Source organism: Leptolyngbya sp. FACHB-541 (genome assembly GCF_014695875.1).
Taxonomy (GTDB): domain Bacteria; phylum Cyanobacteriota; class Cyanobacteriia; order Elainellales; family Elainellaceae; genus JAAUTN01.
Genome location: NZ_JACJPC010000130.1, coordinates 1 through 18,221, shown reverse-complemented (window position 1 = coordinate 18,221; position 18,221 = coordinate 1). Strand labels below are relative to the sequence as shown.

The following is an 18,221-nucleotide window of genomic DNA, read 5'->3' as shown; positions in this document are numbered from 1 at the left end:
CTTGCTCTAAACGTCACGATTCAGCAGCAAATTCGTGTAGTGCCTGAATAATCTGTACGTTTGCTTTGGGAAAAGGAAATTGTTCGATTTCGGCTAGTGTTACCCAGCGGATTTCGTCACACTCAATCGGTTGGGGTTCGCCGCTCAGGTGGCGGCAGTGATGTACATTCAACGTGACGCGAAAGTGAGTGTAGGTGTGGTCGATAGTAATGAGGCGATCGCCCACTTCCACCTCAATTCCCAGCTCTTCCTGAATTTCTCGTTTAATGCAGGCTTCTACCGTTTCTTCTGGCTCAATTTTGCCACCAGGAAACTCCCAGAGTCCGCCGAGCAGCCCTTCTTGACGACGGCGATCAATCAAAATTTTGCCCTGATCATCCCAAATGACGGCGACGCCAATCTTTTTGTGGGGCAGGGGAGCGCGACTTTCAGAGAGAGGCAATTCGTTTTGCATGTTCAGATTGTGAGCCAGACAGGATTCATTCCAGGGACAGAGCAAACAGGCTGGATTTTTGGGTGTACAAACTGTTGCTCCCAAATCCATCAATGCTTGATTAAAGTCACGCGGCTGCTGTAAATCCAGCAGATCTGTAGATAGCTGCCATAGTAGCTTAAGCGCTTTACTGGGCAATCGCTCTAGTGCAATCAATCGGGCTAAAACTCGTTTGACGTTGCCATCCAAAATCGACACGGGTTGGTTGAATGCTGCGCTGAGAATGCCCCCGGCAGTGGTGCGTCCAATTCCTGGGAGGGCGATCGCCTCTTCTAAATTTTTGGGAAACTGCCCACCAAACTTTTCCACAACCTCCTGGGCTGCCCGGTGCAAATTTCGCGCCCGAGCATAGTAGCCAAGCCCTTGCCAAACTTTTAAGACCTGCTGCTGGTCTGCCTGCGCTAGCGCCTCGACTGTAGGAAACTGCTCTATCCATCGCTGATAGTAGGGAATTACGGTTTTTACCTGAGTCTGTTGCAGCATGATTTCGGAAACCCAGATTTGGTAGGGGTCTCGGGTTTCCCGCCAGGGCAGACTGCGTCCAGAGGTGGCGTACCAGGTAAGGAGCGATCGTCGCAAACTCATCAACGGCAACTGCTGCAAAGTCTCCATAGCAGAACTCGACAGGTCTGCACTCAAGCCTGCCGAGTCTGGGTTAATATCTACAGATGAATTTTGATTTACCGAAGCCACCAGAATGACGCACCGCTAAATAAATTACCTGCTAACTATTCAGCGTCGGAAACTGCTTCGCTCGCTTGTAGAGACCGCTCAAACACCATCCGCTGCTCTGCGTTGCGGAGGAAGTAGCCGCTGACCATTGCCGAAGCCAGCAAACGTCCTAAATGCTCACGACTGGTTGTAATGGCAACACCAAAGTGCTCCGGTGGGAGGTTTCCCAACAGCCCCATGATGTTCCGTTCCATGACCTGAAAGACTTCAGAAGAACCTGGCTTAGAAAGCTGAGCAATCGTTTCTGGATTCATCGACTGGACATACTGCCAAAACTGGCTACCAGATTCAGCTTCGTTACCAAAAAACTCTGAGACTTGATTTGATGCGTTGTTCACGTTAGGAACCTCACTCAATCGGATTTATCACCTACACCTAATCTACCAATCCCCCCCTCAGGCATGAAGTGGGCGGAACCGAACTAGCAGTGGCGGATTTGCCTACCTAGGTCAGCTACCTGCTGGTGCAGCAGGGCTAGGAATCGGGGTGGCTGGAGGGCTAGCTGGGATGCGTGTAGTCGATGCGGTTGGTGGGGCGCATTCTCCTCGTTGAGCAGCAGTTAGTCCGTTTTGCGGTTGGACATGGGAGGCAATCGCCGCTTCCTGAATCCAGCCTTCTGCCCCAGGTTGAAGCAGCGGTGTAGCCGGTTCCGGTGCCGGTGCCGTTGGTTCAATCGGGACAGGCGATCGGTTGCCTGCATCGGGGCTAACTGTCGAGCTAGATATTGGGCTTGCTGTCGGACTGTCAGCAGTACCCTCTTCAGGGGGCTGCCCAATCGAGCCTTCAGCCGTTGGGACAGAACAAACCCGCAGCCTTACCCATCGCTCTTGTCCAGACGCACCTTGCCGGCTCAAAACCTGAAGGACACTGCCTGAAGGAATCTCCCCGGTTGCAGTAGATGGTGGGGCAGGAAAGTCATCAGCAGTGCCACCCGGAGCGGCACTCCCAGGGTCAGCAGTAGAAGATGCAAGCTGAGGCAGCAGCACCAATGGCTCGTTGCCACTTAGAGAACCCGGTGAGGGCGATCGCTCCACTCGAATGTAAGAACCAACCTCCAGAGAGGCGATCGCTGCTGTAGTTTGCTCAGGAGACTCATCTGAAACAATTGTGGGTTCAGACGAGGGCTGAGCAGGTTCGGAATTTGGGCCTAGGCCAACCAAAGGAGCGATGCGGTTGCCAATCGACGGCACCAGTAGCGCCAGTAGCATTCCCCCCAACCCTAACAGCACTAAGATCCCTAACAGCAACGGGAAGATGCTGGGACGCCGTCGCTTAGATGGTTCCAACACTTGAGTCTTCAGGGTTGAAGTGGTTGCATCAGATTGAGTTGGCTGAATCCGCGCTCCCCGACCTGTCTGCAGAACGGTTTTAGCAGGCATGGGTTGGCGTGGCGGCTGCACCGCTGACATCAATGCACCCGGAGCAATGTTTAACCCCTGCTCGCTCAGCCGACAGTACACTAGCCCAATTGTTACGTTGTCGTGTCCGTTGCGGGTGTTGGCAATCTCAACCAACTGCTGACTCACCGCAGCCAGGTCAAACTTACCGTCTAGCACCGGCAAAATAGTTGTATCCCAGCATTCCTCAACGCGATCGCCATCACTTAAGCCATCAGAACAGAGCAAGAAAATGCAGTCTTCATCCAACACAAACCGCTGCACTGTCGGATGCAGACTATTAGAAGACCCCATGCCCAAAGCCTGCACCAGCGAACCAGAACTCGGCTGCTGCAAAGCTTCCCGATAAAATCCGTAGCCCAGGCGCACTTCCCGTGAGGCAATGTCATCGTCCAAGGTGATTTGGTGACAGCCCCAGCGAGTAATCAGATAGGCGCGACTATCACCCACATGAGCAGTATAAAGTTCGTGGTTTCTAACCAAACTCATGACCAGCGTTGTACCCATACGCTGGCGATCGAGCCGTTTTTCACTGTCGTTGCGCTGGCTGATCAGGTCATTCGCAGCACAGGCAGCTTTTTCAATTTCAACCGACAGAGCAGCAGGCGATAGGGATTCTGGGCGCAGCGGCTGCATTCGTTCCCAAATTGCCTCGATCGCCAGGTTCGAGGCGACATCTCCCCCTTGATGACCACCAATTCCGTCACAGACAATCACCAACGAAGAATCAGGAGCCGCTGTTCCAGCAGTCAGGGTAATGGTCTTGAAGGTGCCACCGGGCGGGTAGCAGGCATCCTCGTTGCGCTGGCGGCTTGGTCCCTGGTCTGTGCGAGTCGCAACTTGAATTTGCCTCGACTGATGCTGTCCTGCTAGTGACAAGCCTTCATCTAGCCGATCAACAAGCTGTTCGCCGCTGCGAATAGTTCCTTGAATTAGATCTTGGCAGAGCTGCCGGAGGAAAGGGGCGATCGCTGCTTGAGCCGTCTCAGCCCATCCTGCCCAGAGATGACCCAATTGAGGCAACGTTGGCGGATTGCTTCCATGCTCGGGGTGTAGCTCTAGCAAGCGAATTAGGGGTCCTTCCATTCGCAGCAGATCAGGCTCCAGCAAACTGGTTCCAACCAGCTCTAGCGTTAAGGGTTGCCAGAGTTGAGCGATCTGCCACAGCCAATTGATTTGGCGCAACCCTGTTGCCTGTTGCCACACTTCGGTCAGGGCAGGTAACAAGGAGGGAATGGTTGCTTCAGTACCAGCCTGAGTAGAGAGAGGCGGCACAAACAGGGCTGCCTGTTCCAACAGCAGAATGTCTGCTCCAGACTGATCTGCCTGCACCAGCCCGTAGACCTGAGGAACGTGGAGCCGATAGGGGGAAAGTCGCAGATAAGCCGATATCGATTGAGGAATTTCCGTCGGAGCCTGGGAAACTATGCCCGGTTTTGCATCCAGGAAGATCCGAGGACTCTTACAGATATAACGATTTGCCAGCACCTCTCCAGGTTGATAGGCATCGGCATCGTGTCCCACTGCCCAGAGATAATGCCTCGGCAAAAAGGTACGGCATTTCTGGCAGAACCGATGACCCTCCGGATTGGGAGCCTGACAACTATAGTTGGGGCAATAGATTGTTGCTGTGGCGTTTTGCATGAAGCCAGGAATACAGCGGTCTTCTCAGGATATCTCAGACTTCCGCCAACAGACCATCTTACACGTGTTACACAAACGGGTATAACCAGGTTTGGCTTAATTCTTGCGAGCAGGATGTGCTATCAAAAATCAATTACATCCCTAGATAGACTCGTCAACAGACACTTTTGGTAAGCCCATGCTGTAGTTGCGGACGCGGCTTTTGAGGTTATAGGAAATCTTGCCTGCTTGCAGTAGCGATCGCACAAAATGCTCTAGATCAGAGCCAATTCGACGCAGATTGTAATCAGTCAGGTCTGCCCCGGCAGAAGCAGCAACTAACTCATCAAACTTGCGATAAACCTCCTGGAGTGCCTCATCATTCCAGAGCAATTCGTTATCTGGGTCAACATCTAATGTCAGCTTATCCTCGCTGGGTAGAAGCTCATCGTTAGCAGTGTCAACTTCAGCCGTAAAGATGCGGATGTGCCGGGTAGTGGACTTAAGCAGCATAAGAAATTAGGGTGTTCACACGGATGCGGCAGGATTCTGATTCATTCTAAAGCGTCAACGGGGCGATCGCAGCCCTTTAACCCAATCTCTCTCATCACCATTTCTGAACTCTTCAATCAAAATCAGCAAATTTTGCAAACTTTGCTCAGCAGACCGAACAGATTTCTCCGTAGAATCCGCCTTCTCGAAGCAAAGAAAGCTACTTAAAATATCAAAATACGGGTCAACCTTTGCGGAAACTTCGTCATTCGCACTGTGTCTAACTCTGGTCAAAAAATTACAGAAAATTAATACCTCATGTTTTTAAGCTGCCTGCTTCTGTTTGCGATCGCCTTCTGTTTGGGCCGCCTCTTCATGCAAACTACCGAAGAAATTCCAGCCCTTGTTGTTGGAATGCTGGCAATTACTTTCCTCGTCGCAGGAATCATCATTGCCCCCACACTTATTCAGGTCGGTTGCCTAGTAGTGGCTGTAAGCTTAAAAAAATTCATGCTCAAACAGCAGCAAGCTTAGGGATGAGGAGTTGAGGTTTAGGGACTGGCGGACAGGTGGGAAGCCTTCATCCTTCATTCCTACCCCAGTCTCTAACCCCTGCTCCCCCCTTCCAATTCCCAACCCCTTCATCCTTGCCCCATCCCTATCTCTCGCCTTTAACAGTAGACTGGAAACGGCCGTGTTCGGTTTGCCAGCAGAGGGAGCGATCGCATGGGCAGCTACGAGTCTCAAAAGCGACAGAGGCTTAATATTGGTGCCGTATTCAGAAACCTGTCCTTGATGGCGACGGGTGGCACTGTTTTGCTGGCGTTATTTACGGTCGTGGGCGTTTGGCGTAGTGGCGAACGATTTTTTGAGAATGTGCAGGCAATGTTTACCGCACCGCAACCCCCTCCCCAAGTGGATGTGCGATCGCTCGTCGTACAGCAAGTACGCGGAGTTAGCGAGTTGACCACGGCGATTTTTGCGATGGAGGCAGTTGTACCTGCGAGTCGCGATCGCACTCTGGGTGGCTACACAATCGGCAAGACGACTCTGCTTTACATCGCCTACGGAGAAGTTCGGGCTGGAGTTGACCTGGCTGAGCTAGACGAAAATGATATTCAGGTTACGGGTGACGCTATTCGCCTGCAGTTGCCATCACCCGAAATTCTGGACAGCAAAATTGATGTAAACCGCTCGAAAGTCTATGACTATGACCGAGGCTTTTTGGGTTTAGGTCCAGATGCTGCCCCTGATCTTCAGCAGCTTGCCCAGCAGGAAACGCTGCAAAAGGTAGTAGAAGCGGCTTGCGCTCAAGGCATTCTTGAAGAAGCCAACGTCAAAGCAGAATTGGCGGTTAGCCAACTGCTGACCACCGCAGGCTATGCCAACTCTTCTGTTGAAACCCAAACGCCCGCTGATGATGCTTGTGCAAAGCAGTAATCTTCTGCTCAAACACGGTGCCAAGGCTGCGCTTTTGAGATGTTTGAAGCCATGTTGCAAAACCGTGGTTTTACCTGAAAGTTGAGATAAGTTTTAGGTGAGGCTTGAAGCGGACGTGAGACGGGTGGGTGAGGCGATCGCCATTAGTTAAAAACGCTTTGGTTGAGTTACGTATCGCTTGAGCCGTCTTCCACCCCACGGACTGTCTCAAGGAGAGGTTATGAGCTTCAAAAGAATTTTGGTTGCCATTGATCACGCTGCACTCAGCCAACCGGTGTTTGAGCAAGCGCTGGAGTTGGCTCAAACCAATCGCTCCAAGCTACTACTTTGTCATTACCTGACGGCAGATGTTGTGACCACATCCCCCACTTTTGCGGCCGGTGAATTGGGTTTGTCGGCTCATTTTGTCAGCCAAACTCATCAGGCACAATACACCTATCTAGAGCAACAGATCGAGGCGGCAAAGGCGTTACTCAGTCACTACGGTGAAACTGCTACTCGCCAAGGCATTGCGACTGAAATCAGCTACCGAGTTGCTGATCCAGGGCAGGGGCTTTGCGAAATCGCAAAAAATTGGAATGCTGACCTGATAGTAGTTGGACGACGAGGACGAAAAGGTCTGACAGAGGCAATTTTGGGCAGCGTCAGTAACTATGTGCTACACCATGCCCCCTGTGCCGTGCTGATCATTCAAGCTCCAACTGCTCAAACTTCTTTGACTAAAATGCGAGTGGAAGGGGGCGATCGCCAACCGGCATAAATTCAATCACCTGATCAACGCTAGTTTTGACCGTATCGCAAATCGAGTCTAGCAACAGATCATTTGCATCACACCCAAACGGGTTTTCGATGTCATCGCCAATCTGATCTACCCCAAACAGAATGAAGCTGACAATCACTAGACTGATGCCAGTTAGCCAGCCGATATCGTCAACCAAGTGAAACGGCAAACCCACACAGTAGATTAAAATTAAGCGCTTTAAATAAATTGCATAGGCGATCGGAATGGGGGTTCGTAGAATCCGTTCGCAACTGGTCAACCCTTCAACCATATTGCTGAGCATTCCGTTAAGTGCCACCAGCCGCATCGAATCCAGATGATTATGCTGAAACTGCTTCTGAAGATAATCACCCAGCCACAGAGTAATTTCTAATGGAGAATTGCTAGAGCCCTCTAGCACTAGATTTTGTGTTTCAGCAATGAGGTCGGAGACTTCATGACCGACCGACTCTTGCCGAAGATGATGTTTCGTCGTCAGAGCAAACGTCGCTAATAGACGCAGTACCATTTGTTTTTCTGTTTCGTCGGCTGGCTCTGGGGCTGCGATCCCCAATTTAATTTCTCTAGCTAAGTTCCGAATGTTAAAAACCAACTGTCCCCAAGCTTTGCGTCCTTCCCAGTAACGGTCGTAGGCTGAATTGGTGCGAAAGATCAGCAGCAAACCCAGTACTAGATTAAAAACGACATTGGTGGTCAAGTCTCCCAGTACTTTCAGCGAAAGTAGGGGATAGAAGTAGTGCAGAAGTGAAACAAGTAAGCCAAACATCCCAAATAGCAGCGATCGCGGCAGCACCGTCAGCGCTACCGAGCCTTTCAAGCGGAACGCTTGGGCAAACCAGTTGAGGGTCATAGAAGGTTACAAGACAAGCAATGCTTCATTCCTTCAACCTACCGTATAACAGCGTTTCAAATTTAGCCCCTGCTGATTGAGCAGATATAGCGATAGAGTAGATCTGCTATCTTCTCGGATTTTGCATGAGTGGTTCATTTGAAGGCGATCGATCTGACCCAACTCGGAAACAGGAATCTTCACCTAAATCTTCCTCTGATCCGAAAAGCGATCCTGCCTTTGAATCAGACCAATCTGCTCAAGCTAAAGCTGAAGAAAAATTTTTAGACGATCCCTTCGCAGTGGTGGCTGATTCAGCAGAAGAACAGCAAACAGGACAGCCTGAATTGGTCGTTCCCGAAGTCAAGGCTGCTTTACCGCCTCTCGCGATGGTAGAGACAGCGTTTCTTGCCAGCACGGCTAGCTTGCTCTGGCTCGTCAGCTATTACCTCAGTATTGGTGCCTGGATGCGGATTTTATTTCCCACTCCAATCGCCTTAGTCTATCTGCGTTGGGGACATCGAGCTGCCTGGATGTCAGCGCTAGTAACAGGTTTACTGTTATCCGTTCTGATGGGCCCCTACCTGAGCCTATTATTTTTCGTCCCTTATGGGCTGTTGGGCGTACAGCTTGGAGCATTGTGGAAGCGACAGGCTGGCTGGACGATGTCAATCGGCACCGGAACGCTAATTTCTACCTTTGGCTTCTTCTTCCGAATTTGGCTGCTATCGACCTTCCTGGGTGAAGACCTCTGGATTTACTTAACTAACCGAATCACAGATTTCACCGAATGGATCTTAACCAAGCTGGTTGATTGGGGACTACTTGGAATTAGCGCCTTGGGACAACCTGACTTGACGGTGATTCAGCTTGTGACGATTGGGGCCATCATCTGTAGTGATCTGGTTTACCTGTTCACGGTCCATTTGGCGGCATGGCTCCTCTTGGAACGGTTGGGCAACCCGATTCCAGAACCTCCAAGCTGGGTGCAGGTGTTGCTGGAAGAGGAAGGATAAAGGATCCAAGGATGAGGGATAAAGAATGATTCGGGTTTACTCCCAGCTTGAGTGGGGGCGGGAGTGGTTGCAACAGTTTGAGGGGCGATCGCCTCTCTTTGCCTGCGTGCTGGGCTTTACAGAAACGGGATTGATCCCCGGGATTTCAGCAGCGGGGGCAACTCCAGCAGATCGGGAATACACGGCGATCGCAGATGCTGAGTTTCTCTACAATGGGCCTCAACCTGCTCCTCAATATCCACTGCCACCGCTACACGCAGGTGCTTCTCCTGTTCTGATCTCTCGTGCTGTTGTCGCAGCCCAAAAAATTCCCCTATACCTATTTAGTGCTGGGTTGCCGCACCTACCTTCAGTTCCCTGTATTGATCTAGGAGGAACTCCAGCTCGCTGTTTAACCCAAGGGAAAGCGTTAGATCACGCAACCGTGCAGCACTTGCTGCAGCAAGGACTAATTTGGGGTGAAAAGTTGGCAGCGCAAAATCCCCAAGGATATCTAATCTTGGGAGAATGTGTGGTTGGAGGAACAACCACGGCTCTATCTGTGCTGACAGCTCTGGGTTGGGATGCTGCGGGTAAAGTCAACAGCAGTCACCCAACCTGCAATCATGACCAAAAGCTAGCAGTTGTCACGGCTGGGCTAGCTCAATCAGGTTTTCTTCGAGAGGCGCATCGATTAGATAACTCTCCTGATCCCCTGGCTGTCGTAGCGGCAGTGGGCGATCCGATGCAGGTGGTGGTGGCAGGGATGGCAATTGCAGCCAGCCGCACCTGTGGCGTTTTACTGGCAGGCGGCACTCAAATGCTGGCAGTTTACACGTTAGCAGAAGCCATTAGCCAAACGCGTACTCATCCCTGGAACCCTCAACAAGTTGTAGTGGGTACAACACGCTGGGTGGCTGAAGACCCAACTGGCGACACCGTGAAATTGGCAAAACTTCTAAATGCACCCCTGATGGCGACACAGCTTAATTTTGCGAATTCTCGGTATGCTCAACTGCGGGCCTATGAGCAGGGGTATGTCAAAGAAGGCGTTGGCGCAGGCGGATGTGCAATCGCCGCTCACCTCTACCAGCAATGGAATCAAGTTAGGCTGATGCAAGCGATCGAGGCTTTAGCAGAACGTCTCGAATGCGTTCAAAGTGAGTGAGTATTCAGATTGAGTATTCAGAGTTAGTGAATACGCTGAGACAGCAATTGCTCTTCTAATGCCGCAATCCGGTTGTAGGCTGCGGTCAATTGAGCCGTTAGACGCTGAATTTGAATCTCTGGAGCGAGGGCGCGATCGCCTGTTTGGCTGTCAGATTCGGGGTAATTAGAGTCGACCAGCACATCTTTGTGTTCCATTGAGCTATCCACCGTCCGACTACGTTGGTAATAGCTGCGCCCTATGCTAATTCCAGATGCAGCCAGGAAGCTGCTATCTGATGTCGTTTTTGTGTCAGACAGAGCTGTTGAAATTTTGTTGCCGAGCTGCTCAATAGTCTGGTGCAGTGCGTCAACTTTCAAACTTAAGCCCGTAACTTGTTCCTGAAGGGAATCCATGCAATGCCCCATTTTTTGAATTGCTTACAGTCCATACTAAAAAAGCATTGGGCATATCCAGGTTTATTCCTGAATCATTTAACGTTTAGCCCACGCTTGGGATGAAGAAATTAGAAGTCAGCCGTCGGAGTACCATTTGGGTTTTTCAGAAAGCTGTTGCAAAGAATCTAAGTATTCCTAACTAGGAAGTAACTTGAAAACCCTAAATTTCATCTTCATCAGATTACTCATCTATCTTACCTGCATGATTGCTAAAATCCGTCTTCTTCACGAAAGAACATAAATACTGAAGTGCCGTCCAGATATTGGTTTCAGGTCATCGCTAAGTATAGAAATTAAAAGTTTTAAATTGAAATACTTGGATTCTAAAAATAGCCGTCGAAAATATCTGTAAAACTGCTATTTTTGACCGTTTAGTCGAGTTATTTCGATCTGCTATGAAGTTGTTAATCGCGCGTAAAGCGATCTACATCAACAATTTATTGCCGCTCAAAATTATTCCAACAGAGTCATCCTTTCTAAGGGATTGAGTATTTATGCATACTAGAGTTCGTTTATCCGTTTCAATGGAGAGAGCAGTGTACTGATGTAAGTTTTAGAATGCTTTGGACAGATGAGAGGGGCAAGAAATTAGAGAGGGCTGCATCAGAAAACGTTAAGTTTTCAGGATTTTTACAGCCTGATGCAACCCCAGAATTTGCGATCGCCTTTGATACCCGCTCTGAAACTGAGCAAGAAGTATCGATGAGTTGAAAGGTGCTGTTTCTGCCTAATACCTACTTGCAGGTTGTGCCACTGCCGTTCCTTTTGCCGCCTAGATCTAGGTTGCGCCTGACAGTGAAGTGGTTCAGGGCTATTACTGGCGAGACAAGGGCTATCCTGAAACAGGGGCGATCGCCAGACGTTTTGAACAACGCTAACGGTGATTGACCCGATTGGCTTTGGCGTAGAACGCAAACAGTAGAAAAAACAGTAGGAACAGGAAGGCATGATCAAGCGGCGATCGCTTTTGGCAGGCGCAGGGGCACTGGCACTCGCTCAACTCCTGGCAGGATGCAATAGTCGCAGCAATGCGGCCCTGCGGGTGCGGTTGCTCGATGGCTCCGTTCCGGTGCAACTGTTGCGAGCCTTTCAGCGTGACCTGGAGCAACAGCTTGCTCTAGATTTTTTGCCTCAGCCCCAACTTTCTGACTTATATGATCTGCTGCAAACCTGGAAGCAAGCTGAAGCCGAACCCGTTCGCTCAGGCTGGAGGGAAAGAATCCCTTTCCTCAACTCAAACCGCCAACCTGAAAACGTGGCGGATCTAGTGACTTTGGGAGATTACTGGTTAGCTTCGGCAATTCGACAGGAGCTAATTCAGCCGCTTGAGTTGGAGACTTTGCCGGAATGGGAAAAGCTGCCGGATCGCTGGCAGGCACTCGTTCGACGCGATCGCCAGGGACAGCTTAACCCTGAAGGAGAACTTTGGGCTGCTCCCTATCGCTGGGGCAGTGCTGTAATTGCCTATCGGATTGAGGAATTTGAGGAACTGGGCTGGACACCTACCGACTGGCAAGACCTGTGGCGACCAGAGCTAAAAGGACATGTGTCACTGCTGGATAGCCCTACAGCCGTGATCGGAGTGACCTCTAAGAAGTTAGGACAGTCCTTCAACCCAACGGATTTGGGTGAAGAACTGCAAGCTGAACTGCAAGCGCTCCACCAGCAGACCAAGTTTTACAGTTCTGACAACTATTTACAACCGCTGTTGCTAGGAGACACCTGGATAGCGCTGGGCTGGTCTACGGATGTGTTGCCTGTGCTGGAGCGCGATCGCCGTATTGCTGCCATCGTGCCAGAATCGGGCACCATTCTCACTGCTGATGTCTGGGTGCGTCCGGCAGCAGCAAAACCTGTTACCCGCACAGGGGATGAACTTACGCTGGTCGAGCAATGGATTAACTTTTGCTGGCAGCGCCAAAATGCAGTCAATCTCTCGCTGCTAGGTACAGCCGCTTCCCCAGTGTTGACCATACTAAATCGTACCGATCTGCCTGCTCCGATTCAGCAGAATAGTGTGCTGTTACCCTCTGCCGCAGTGCTGGAGCGCAGCGAATTTCTTGAACCGCTATCAGAGGGGGCGATCGCCTTGTATCGTCGCCTCTGGATAGAAGTGCGAGAGAAGGTTGAGAGATGAGGGATGCAGAATGAGGAAATACCTCCTTCCCCTAGCCCCTCCCTTCCGTCAGCCATAATTGAACAAATCGGATTAAACAAAACTGCTATGGCTGAATATCGCAAAATTGAGTACCGCATTGGCAAAGACGGCAAGATTGTTGAAACCGTACTCAACGCCTCTGGTGCAGACTGCATTGAGACGACTTCAGCGATAGAGCAAGCATTAGGTGAAGTGGAATCTCAAGAACTTTTGCCGCAGTACTACGAGACTGAGATTGATCTTGAAACAGATGAAACTCAATCTTTAACTCAAATGTAGGTTGGGTGAAGCAAGGCGCAACCCAACGAAAGGCCTTTGGCAATTGCAAGTGTTGGGTTCTGCTGCGCTTCACCCAACCTATTGGCTCTTGGTCTTTAGAGTTTGTCTGAGTACTTCATGATTTAGCTTGAAGCACATTATGGGAGATGATTCTAGCCTTATAGGATTTGACTATGTCCTAACGTTAGGTACTATTGCGCTATTTCTGGGCTTTGTTGGGTCGAGAAAACAACCTGCAAAGAACAATGCTCAGAGCCAGGAAGCAATTACTACCCCTGTTCCTCCTGCCTCTCACACTCAGGAAATGGCAGATGAAATGGCTGCATTGCAGCAGCAATGTTTGCGACTGAGAGAACAACTTCAGCAGCAAAAAACTCAACTCACAGCCGACTTTCAGGAGGCGACGTTCGAGCAAATTCAAACGCTGCTAACAAACTACCCCAGCGCTCAAAAAATGGCTCAAGCAAAGCCCGATCTGCCTGCCAAAAACTTGATTGCACTGTTCACACCATTAGAAAATTTGCTGCAAGGTTGGGGTGTTGAGTTGATTGGTTCTGCTTGGGAGCAGGTTGCTTATGATCCCCAGATTCACCAGCCCGATGAGGATGACGTTACGGTCGGGGAACAGGTTTACGTTCGATTTGTGGGCTATCGGCAGGGCGATCGCATTCTTTGTCCCGCGAAAGTCAGCCGCACGTTGCCGGGAGGGGCACAGTGATTGCGATCGCGGTTGATTTTGGTACCAGTAATACGGTCGTCAGTATCCTAGAACCAGATACGCAAACGCCTAAATCCCTTAGATTTAGTGCTATTTCCCGGCTGTTTCGCCTGAGTACGTCGAAGGGGGAGCAAGAAATTCCGGTTGTGCCAACGCTGGTATTTGTCAAATCTCAGGAACAGTGGGTGATTGGCGAACAAGTGCGATCGCAACGATTGGGGCTGACCCAACCCGATCGCCTGTTCAAAGCCTTTAAGCGCGATCTTGCCGCTGACTTTCAGCCGCCACCCCGTCAGATTGATGGGGTAAGCTACTCAGCCGCCACAGTATCCGAGCAGTTTTTGCAGCAAATCTGGCAGCAAGTTTTGCACCAAATTCAGCCTGATCAAGTCATTTTTACCGTTCCGATTGGAGCTTTTGAGCGTTACCTGGGCTGGTTTCGTGAAGTCGGGTCACGCTTGGGCGTAGCTGAAGTGCATCTGGTAGATGAATCGACTGCTGCGGCGCTAGGTTATGCGGTGCAGCGACCTGGTTCGCTCGTGCTAGTCATTGACTTTGGGGGTGGCACGCTTGACCTGAGTTTAGTTCGCACGGCAACCCAAGGAGATGCGATCGCAGGCAAAGAACAGGCAGCTATTCGGGCGGAGGTGCTGGCAAAATCGGATGCTTATGTGGGTGGTGAGGACATTGACCAGTGGATTGTGGAAGATTATTTGCGTCAAGTTGGCTCGTCGCGACAATTAATCGGGGAAGTTGGCTGGCAGAATTTGCTGGCGATCGCCGAACGCCTAAAAATTCGCCTATCTGGAACCGAAGTCGCTAAAGAAAGCTGGCTCGACGAGGAAAGTTTTACGTCCTACGAGCTACAGCTTAGCCGCAGCCAGCTTGAGGAAATTTTAGAAGTCCGTCAGTTTCTAGAACAGTTGCGGCAGGCACTCGACGAAACGCTGGCGATCGCCCTCAGCAAAGGTATTGCCAAATCAGACATCGAGCAAGTGCTGCTAGTTGGCGGTAGTTGCCTGATTCCGGCGGTGCAGCAACTCATCGTTTCCTACTTTGGGCGGCAGCGGGTCAAAATGGACAAACCCTTTGAAGCCGTTGCCCACGGTGCTTTGGCGCTTAGCCAACTGTCTAGCATAGAGGACTACCTGCACCACAGCTACGCCATTCGCCTCTGGGAACCTTACAGCAAAAACTATTCCTACTTTTCGCTGTTTGCTCAGGGGGCAAAATATCCCTGTCAGCGTCCAGAACCTCTCACGCTTCAGGTGGCTATTGATGGACAGCGAGAAATTCGTCTAGATATTGGCGAAGTGGCAGAAGTCGCCCAGGCAGAAGTTGCCTTCGATGCTCAAGGCAGAATGACCAGTGCTCCTCTCCGTAAACAGGAAACCTATCGCTCGCTCGACACGCAGCACGACCAGGTTTGCGTTGCTCACCTTAACCCACCCGGACAAGTGGGTATCGATCGCGTCTCAGTTCAATTTGAAGTGAATGAACAGCGGGTACTGGTTGCAACAGTGGAAGATTTGCTGACGGGTGAGGTGTTGGTCAATAAGGGAGCGATCGCCAAATTGCAATAGCTGAATAACAGCCCCTAAAGTACTCATACCAAACCCGTCTGTGGAGTAGCGGTATCGGTATGGGCGTAGCATTCGGCAAAAGAACTGTGCTTCAGTGGCAGGAATTGTGACTAATGCTTCGCCCGCACACCAAAGAGTTCTTCTTTACGAAATGGATTTCGTATCAGTCGTAACTTTGCAGTGATTTGCAGCGATTCGCGGTAATTCTATAGTGCTCCTCAGTCATTGCGCAATGCTCCTGAATATTTCCGCAGTGCTCCTCAGTCATTCCGCAGTGCTTCTCTGCCATTCCGCACTGCTCCTCAGTGATTCTGTAGCGCTTCTCAATAATTCCGCAGCGCTCCTCAAGAATTTTGAGGTGGAGCGCAATTGAATTGCGGTGAGCAGCAGTTGTGGATTGAGCGTTAATTGCCTCAAATCTACATATCTTCTGACTTTCTCAAAGTACCAAAGCTAACTTTTTCAGGCTGCCGAACCTGAGTTAGCTAAATAGAGTGTTCTTAGGTGAGTGCAACAGAGAAATGTTAGCTCATCTGTAGTTCATTCACCCGTTTTTTCTATTGAACGAGTGCCCTATGAAAGACAACAACTACTCGCCTCGTTTGCTCCAGCCCATCAGTACAGTTCTTCTGATTGTAGGCACTCTCCTGCTTCAAGAACTGAATAGAAGCGCTTTATCGCTAACGGAATTCACCTCACCAGTAGTGCAGCATTCTACACCGCAGCCCATTCTACTGCCACAACCTAATGCAGCACCTCAATCAATTTTGCAAAGAGTACAGCAAGAATTATCACAACAGCTCAATATCGATCGCAGCGAGGTGCGAATTGTCAGAATTGAGCAGCTACGTGGGCAGATGATTGTCTTGGCATACCCGTCTCAGGAGAATCTTGCACTCAGGAGCTAACTGAGGGCTGGCGCATTACTGCATCAGCCAATGATCAAACTTGGGAATATCGCGCAAACGCTGATGCCCCGCAAGTGAAGTCTGAATACTCCACAACAGAGTTTAGCCGTTTTTTGCAAACCGCTCTTGATCGAGTTCTTCACGCTACTGCACGACAATCTAACATTCCAGTTGGGCAACTGCGCGCTACCCAAATCGAAGAACGGGAGTGGGATGGCTGTATGGGCATTAGTGAACCAGAAGAGGTTGGATGTGCTGCAATTGGAATTACGGGCTGGCGCATCGTTGTCACGGACGGCGGACAGCAGTGGGTTTATCACACTGATTTTGATGCAAGAATAATGGCTTTCAACGCGAGGGAAAGCCAGGTGAATCAGTACCATCTGCCATAGCGCTATGTACCCGGATCAGAAAACACTGCCCAACTCAGTTGTCCTGATTTGAAAGACCTGCCATGATCAGGAATTATGCTGAGATTTTTGCTTGCACTGCTGCTGCTGATTATGACCTGGACAGGAAGCCTTCTTCCTGCTCAAGCTCAGGCGATGGAAACCCCGTCTGCTGCTGAGATAGAAACGGTTGAAACGCTCCGCGACCAGGCGTTTACCGCAACTAATGAAGGAAAGTTTGCGATCGCAGAAGAGTCTTGGACGAAGCTGATCGAACAGCTACCTGATAACCCTGCTCTCTGGAGCAATCGGGGAAATTCCAGGGTCAGCCAGAACAAGCTAGAGGAAGCGATCGCCGACTACAACAAAGCGATTGAACTGGCACCGGATGCACCCGACCCATATCTGAATCGCGGTACTGCCTTAGAAGGATTGGGTCGCTGGGAAGAAGCGATCGCCGACTACAATCGCGTTCTGGAACTGGAACCCCAAGACCCAGCTGCTTACAACAATCGCGGCAACGCCAAAGCCGGATTAGGGCAATGGGAAGAGGCGATCGCCGATTACAGAACGGCGGCTGACATGGCTCCTCAGTATGCATTTGCGCGGGCGAATTATGCGATCGCCCTCTACCAGGTTGGCGAGACCGAAGAAGCAATCCGCACCATGCGAAACCTGGTTCGTAAATATCCCCGCTTTGCCGACATGCGGGCGGCTCTCACGGCAGCCCTCTGGGTCAACGGGCAGCAGGGCGAAGCTGAAAGCAACTGGGTCGCGACCATTGGCTTGGACTCGCGCTACAAAAACCTTGACTGGGTAGCTCATACGCGCCGTTGGTCACCCGCCTTGGTAGATGCACTAGAGAAATTTTTGACATTGAGCTAAGTCTAAACAGGAACTAATCCCCGAATACCGAGCGTTTAGTCGTAGTGACGTTTCCTGCCTCATCAAACTGAACCTCGAAGCCGACCCAGGCTAAATCGCACATGCCGTGGCATCCGCCATCGTTTCCATAGAACCAATATGATTCTTGCCACCGGGTGCTGCTAGATTCAGGTGAACCAGGCAAAACGGCTGCAACTTCTGCTTTGCTCATTCCGGGTGTAATTTGCTTAAACTTCTGCTCTGAAAAGCCCTGCGGTAGTCGAGTATCAATCAAGGGATAGAGCGGAAAATAGCTCTCTGTACGGGACCACAATAAAGCCAACAGCAGCAAAAAACACGTTCCAAAAACGGTTAGGACTCTCACAGTTTCCTCCTTGTCACACCACTAAAAACTAATACTTCTTGAATCAGCGATCGCCCTATTAAGTAATCGCGCTAATTCAGCAATTTTTTGGAATTAGTTGTTGCAATTGGTTTTGCAGAAAAGCTTGGTGAAACCGAAAACGGCGTTCTAGAGCAACGGTCAGCAGGGCGAGGCTGAAAGCAATTCGTTGCGGCTGTTGGATTAGATTCACGTTATAATACCAATTCTTCAAAGTAAGGCTACAGATGGTACAAAGCTTTTGATGGGTTCAAAGACGAAGGATGGCAGGGGTATACAAGCTAGAGATTAGTGAGAGTGAGGAAGACCTCAAAGGGTTACTGAGAGAGCAGAAAACTGCATCAGGCAAAGAACGGATACAACTGCTGTATCTGCTCAAAAGTAGGCAAGCGGCAACGATACAGCAAGCAGCGCAATTGCTTGGACGCAACCGGGTCAGCGTTCAGAAGTGGTTACGGCGCTATCGAGCAGGAGGACTCAGCGAGATGCTGGAGAAAAAGGAACCCTGCGGTCGCCCCCGTGCGATTCCAGC

At 50.5% G+C, this 18,221-nt stretch carries 22 protein-coding genes; 13 read left to right on the top strand and 9 right to left on the bottom strand.

Annotation, left to right across the window (positions count from 1 at the left end):
* Positions 1–13: 13 nt before the first annotated feature.
* From mutY to H6G00_RS28255, 5 genes are all read right to left on the bottom strand, one after another.
* A complete protein-coding gene (gene mutY, locus H6G00_RS28275) occupies positions 14–1,105 on the bottom strand; it encodes an A/G-specific adenine glycosylase (RefSeq protein WP_190799333.1) in 1,092 nt (363 codons plus the stop codon).
* A gap of 116 nt (positions 1,106–1,221) precedes the next feature.
* The gene (locus H6G00_RS28270; protein WP_190679504.1) at positions 1,222–1,563 is read right to left on the bottom strand and encodes a DUF760 domain-containing protein; all 342 of its coding nucleotides are present in this window, start codon (positions 1,561–1,563) and stop codon (positions 1,222–1,224) included.
* A 111-nt stretch (positions 1,564–1,674) separates the two neighbouring features.
* Positions 1,675–4,266: a protein phosphatase 2C domain-containing protein gene (locus H6G00_RS28265; RefSeq protein WP_190799277.1), complete on the bottom strand. Its 2,592-nt coding sequence runs from the start codon at positions 4,264–4,266 to the stop codon at positions 1,675–1,677.
* Between the two features lie 141 nt (positions 4,267–4,407).
* Complete coding sequence (locus tag H6G00_RS28260; protein ID WP_190646446.1) at positions 4,408–4,758, bottom strand: NAD(P)H-quinone oxidoreductase subunit M; 351 nt, start codon at positions 4,756–4,758, stop codon at positions 4,408–4,410.
* Positions 4,759–4,812: 54 nt separating this feature from the next.
* The gene (locus H6G00_RS28255) at positions 4,813–5,031 is read right to left on the bottom strand and encodes a hypothetical protein (protein ID WP_190799276.1); all 219 of its coding nucleotides are present in this window, start codon (positions 5,029–5,031) and stop codon (positions 4,813–4,815) included.
* Positions 5,032–5,055: 24 nt separating this feature from the next.
* Between H6G00_RS28255 and H6G00_RS28250 the strand changes: the two genes are divergently transcribed.
* From H6G00_RS28250 to H6G00_RS28240, 3 genes are all read left to right on the top strand, one after another.
* A complete protein-coding gene (locus H6G00_RS28250) occupies positions 5,056–5,271 on the top strand; it encodes a hypothetical protein (RefSeq protein ID WP_190799275.1) in 216 nt (71 codons plus the stop codon).
* 192 nt (positions 5,272–5,463) lie between these two features.
* Complete coding sequence (locus tag H6G00_RS28245; protein WP_190799274.1) at positions 5,464–6,177, top strand: DUF4230 domain-containing protein; 714 nt, start codon at positions 5,464–5,466, stop codon at positions 6,175–6,177.
* Positions 6,178–6,397: 220 nt separating this feature from the next.
* The gene (locus tag H6G00_RS28240; protein ID WP_190799273.1) at positions 6,398–6,937 is read left to right on the top strand and encodes a universal stress protein; all 540 of its coding nucleotides are present in this window, start codon (positions 6,398–6,400) and stop codon (positions 6,935–6,937) included.
* Here the strand turns inward: H6G00_RS28240 and H6G00_RS28235 are convergent.
* A complete protein-coding gene (locus tag H6G00_RS28235; protein ID WP_190799272.1) occupies positions 6,897–7,808 on the bottom strand; it encodes a bestrophin family ion channel in 912 nt (303 codons plus the stop codon). The genes H6G00_RS28240 and H6G00_RS28235 overlap by 41 nt on opposite strands.
* 125 nt (positions 7,809–7,933) lie before the next feature.
* Here H6G00_RS28235 and H6G00_RS28230 point away from each other — a divergent pair, with 125 nt between their 5' ends.
* Positions 7,934–8,803 (top strand): DUF2232 domain-containing protein, encoded by an 870-nt coding sequence (locus H6G00_RS28230; RefSeq protein ID WP_190799271.1) that lies wholly within the window; start codon positions 7,934–7,936, stop codon positions 8,801–8,803.
* Between the two features lie 25 nt (positions 8,804–8,828).
* A complete protein-coding gene (cobT, locus tag H6G00_RS28225) occupies positions 8,829–9,950 on the top strand; it encodes a nicotinate mononucleotide-dependent phosphoribosyltransferase CobT (protein ID WP_190799270.1) in 1,122 nt (373 codons plus the stop codon).
* A gap of 23 nt (positions 9,951–9,973) precedes the next feature.
* On the opposite strand, the gene H6G00_RS28220 is transcribed toward cobT, so the two are convergent.
* On the bottom strand, positions 9,974–10,345 hold the full coding sequence (locus H6G00_RS28220; RefSeq protein WP_190646454.1) for a hypothetical protein: 372 nt from the start codon (positions 10,343–10,345) through the stop codon (positions 9,974–9,976).
* 672 nt (positions 10,346–11,017) lie between these two features.
* On the bottom strand, positions 11,018–11,335 hold the full coding sequence (locus H6G00_RS28215; RefSeq protein ID WP_190799269.1) for a hypothetical protein: 318 nt from the start codon (positions 11,333–11,335) through the stop codon (positions 11,018–11,020).
* Between H6G00_RS28215 and H6G00_RS28210 the strand changes: the two genes are divergently transcribed.
* The 7 genes from H6G00_RS28210 (at position 11,334) to H6G00_RS28180 (ending at position 17,307) form a co-directional block, all read left to right on the top strand.
* Positions 11,334–12,524, top strand: a complete 1,191-nt coding sequence (locus H6G00_RS28210) for an extracellular solute-binding protein (RefSeq protein WP_199318762.1) — start codon at positions 11,334–11,336, stop codon at positions 12,522–12,524. The genes H6G00_RS28215 and H6G00_RS28210 overlap by 2 nt on opposite strands.
* 87 nt (positions 12,525–12,611) lie before the next feature.
* The gene (locus H6G00_RS28205) at positions 12,612–12,824 is read left to right on the top strand and encodes a DUF2997 domain-containing protein (RefSeq protein ID WP_190646457.1); all 213 of its coding nucleotides are present in this window, start codon (positions 12,612–12,614) and stop codon (positions 12,822–12,824) included.
* Positions 12,825–12,963: 139 nt separating this feature from the next.
* Positions 12,964–13,542 carry a molecular chaperone GrpE gene (locus H6G00_RS28200; protein WP_190799268.1) on the top strand — a complete coding sequence of 193 codons (579 nt, stop codon included), beginning with the start codon at positions 12,964–12,966 and terminating at the stop codon, positions 13,540–13,542.
* Positions 13,539–15,125, top strand: a complete 1,587-nt coding sequence (locus tag H6G00_RS28195; RefSeq protein ID WP_190799331.1) for an Hsp70 family protein — start codon at positions 13,539–13,541, stop codon at positions 15,123–15,125. The genes H6G00_RS28200 and H6G00_RS28195 overlap by 4 nt, the downstream gene beginning before the upstream one ends.
* A gap of 575 nt (positions 15,126–15,700) precedes the next feature.
* Positions 15,701–16,033, top strand: a complete 333-nt coding sequence (locus H6G00_RS28190) for a hypothetical protein (RefSeq protein ID WP_190799267.1) — start codon at positions 15,701–15,703, stop codon at positions 16,031–16,033.
* Positions 16,034–16,107: 74 nt separating this feature from the next.
* On the top strand, positions 16,108–16,425 hold the full coding sequence (locus H6G00_RS28185) for a hypothetical protein (RefSeq protein WP_190799266.1): 318 nt from the start codon (positions 16,108–16,110) through the stop codon (positions 16,423–16,425).
* A 75-nt stretch (positions 16,426–16,500) separates the two neighbouring features.
* Positions 16,501–17,307, top strand: coding sequence for a tetratricopeptide repeat protein (locus H6G00_RS28180; protein WP_190799265.1), 807 nt, complete (start codon positions 16,501–16,503; stop codon positions 17,305–17,307).
* Positions 17,308–17,320: 13 nt separating this feature from the next.
* Here H6G00_RS28180 and H6G00_RS28175 read toward each other — a convergent pair whose 3' ends face one another.
* A complete protein-coding gene (locus H6G00_RS28175) occupies positions 17,321–17,671 on the bottom strand; it encodes a hypothetical protein (RefSeq protein WP_190799264.1) in 351 nt (116 codons plus the stop codon).
* Between the two features lie 281 nt (positions 17,672–17,952).
* On the opposite strand from H6G00_RS28175, the gene H6G00_RS28170 reads away from it, so the two are divergent.
* A partial coding sequence (locus H6G00_RS28170) for a helix-turn-helix domain-containing protein (protein WP_190796376.1) occupies positions 17,953–18,221 on the top strand: 269 nt, incomplete at its 3' end.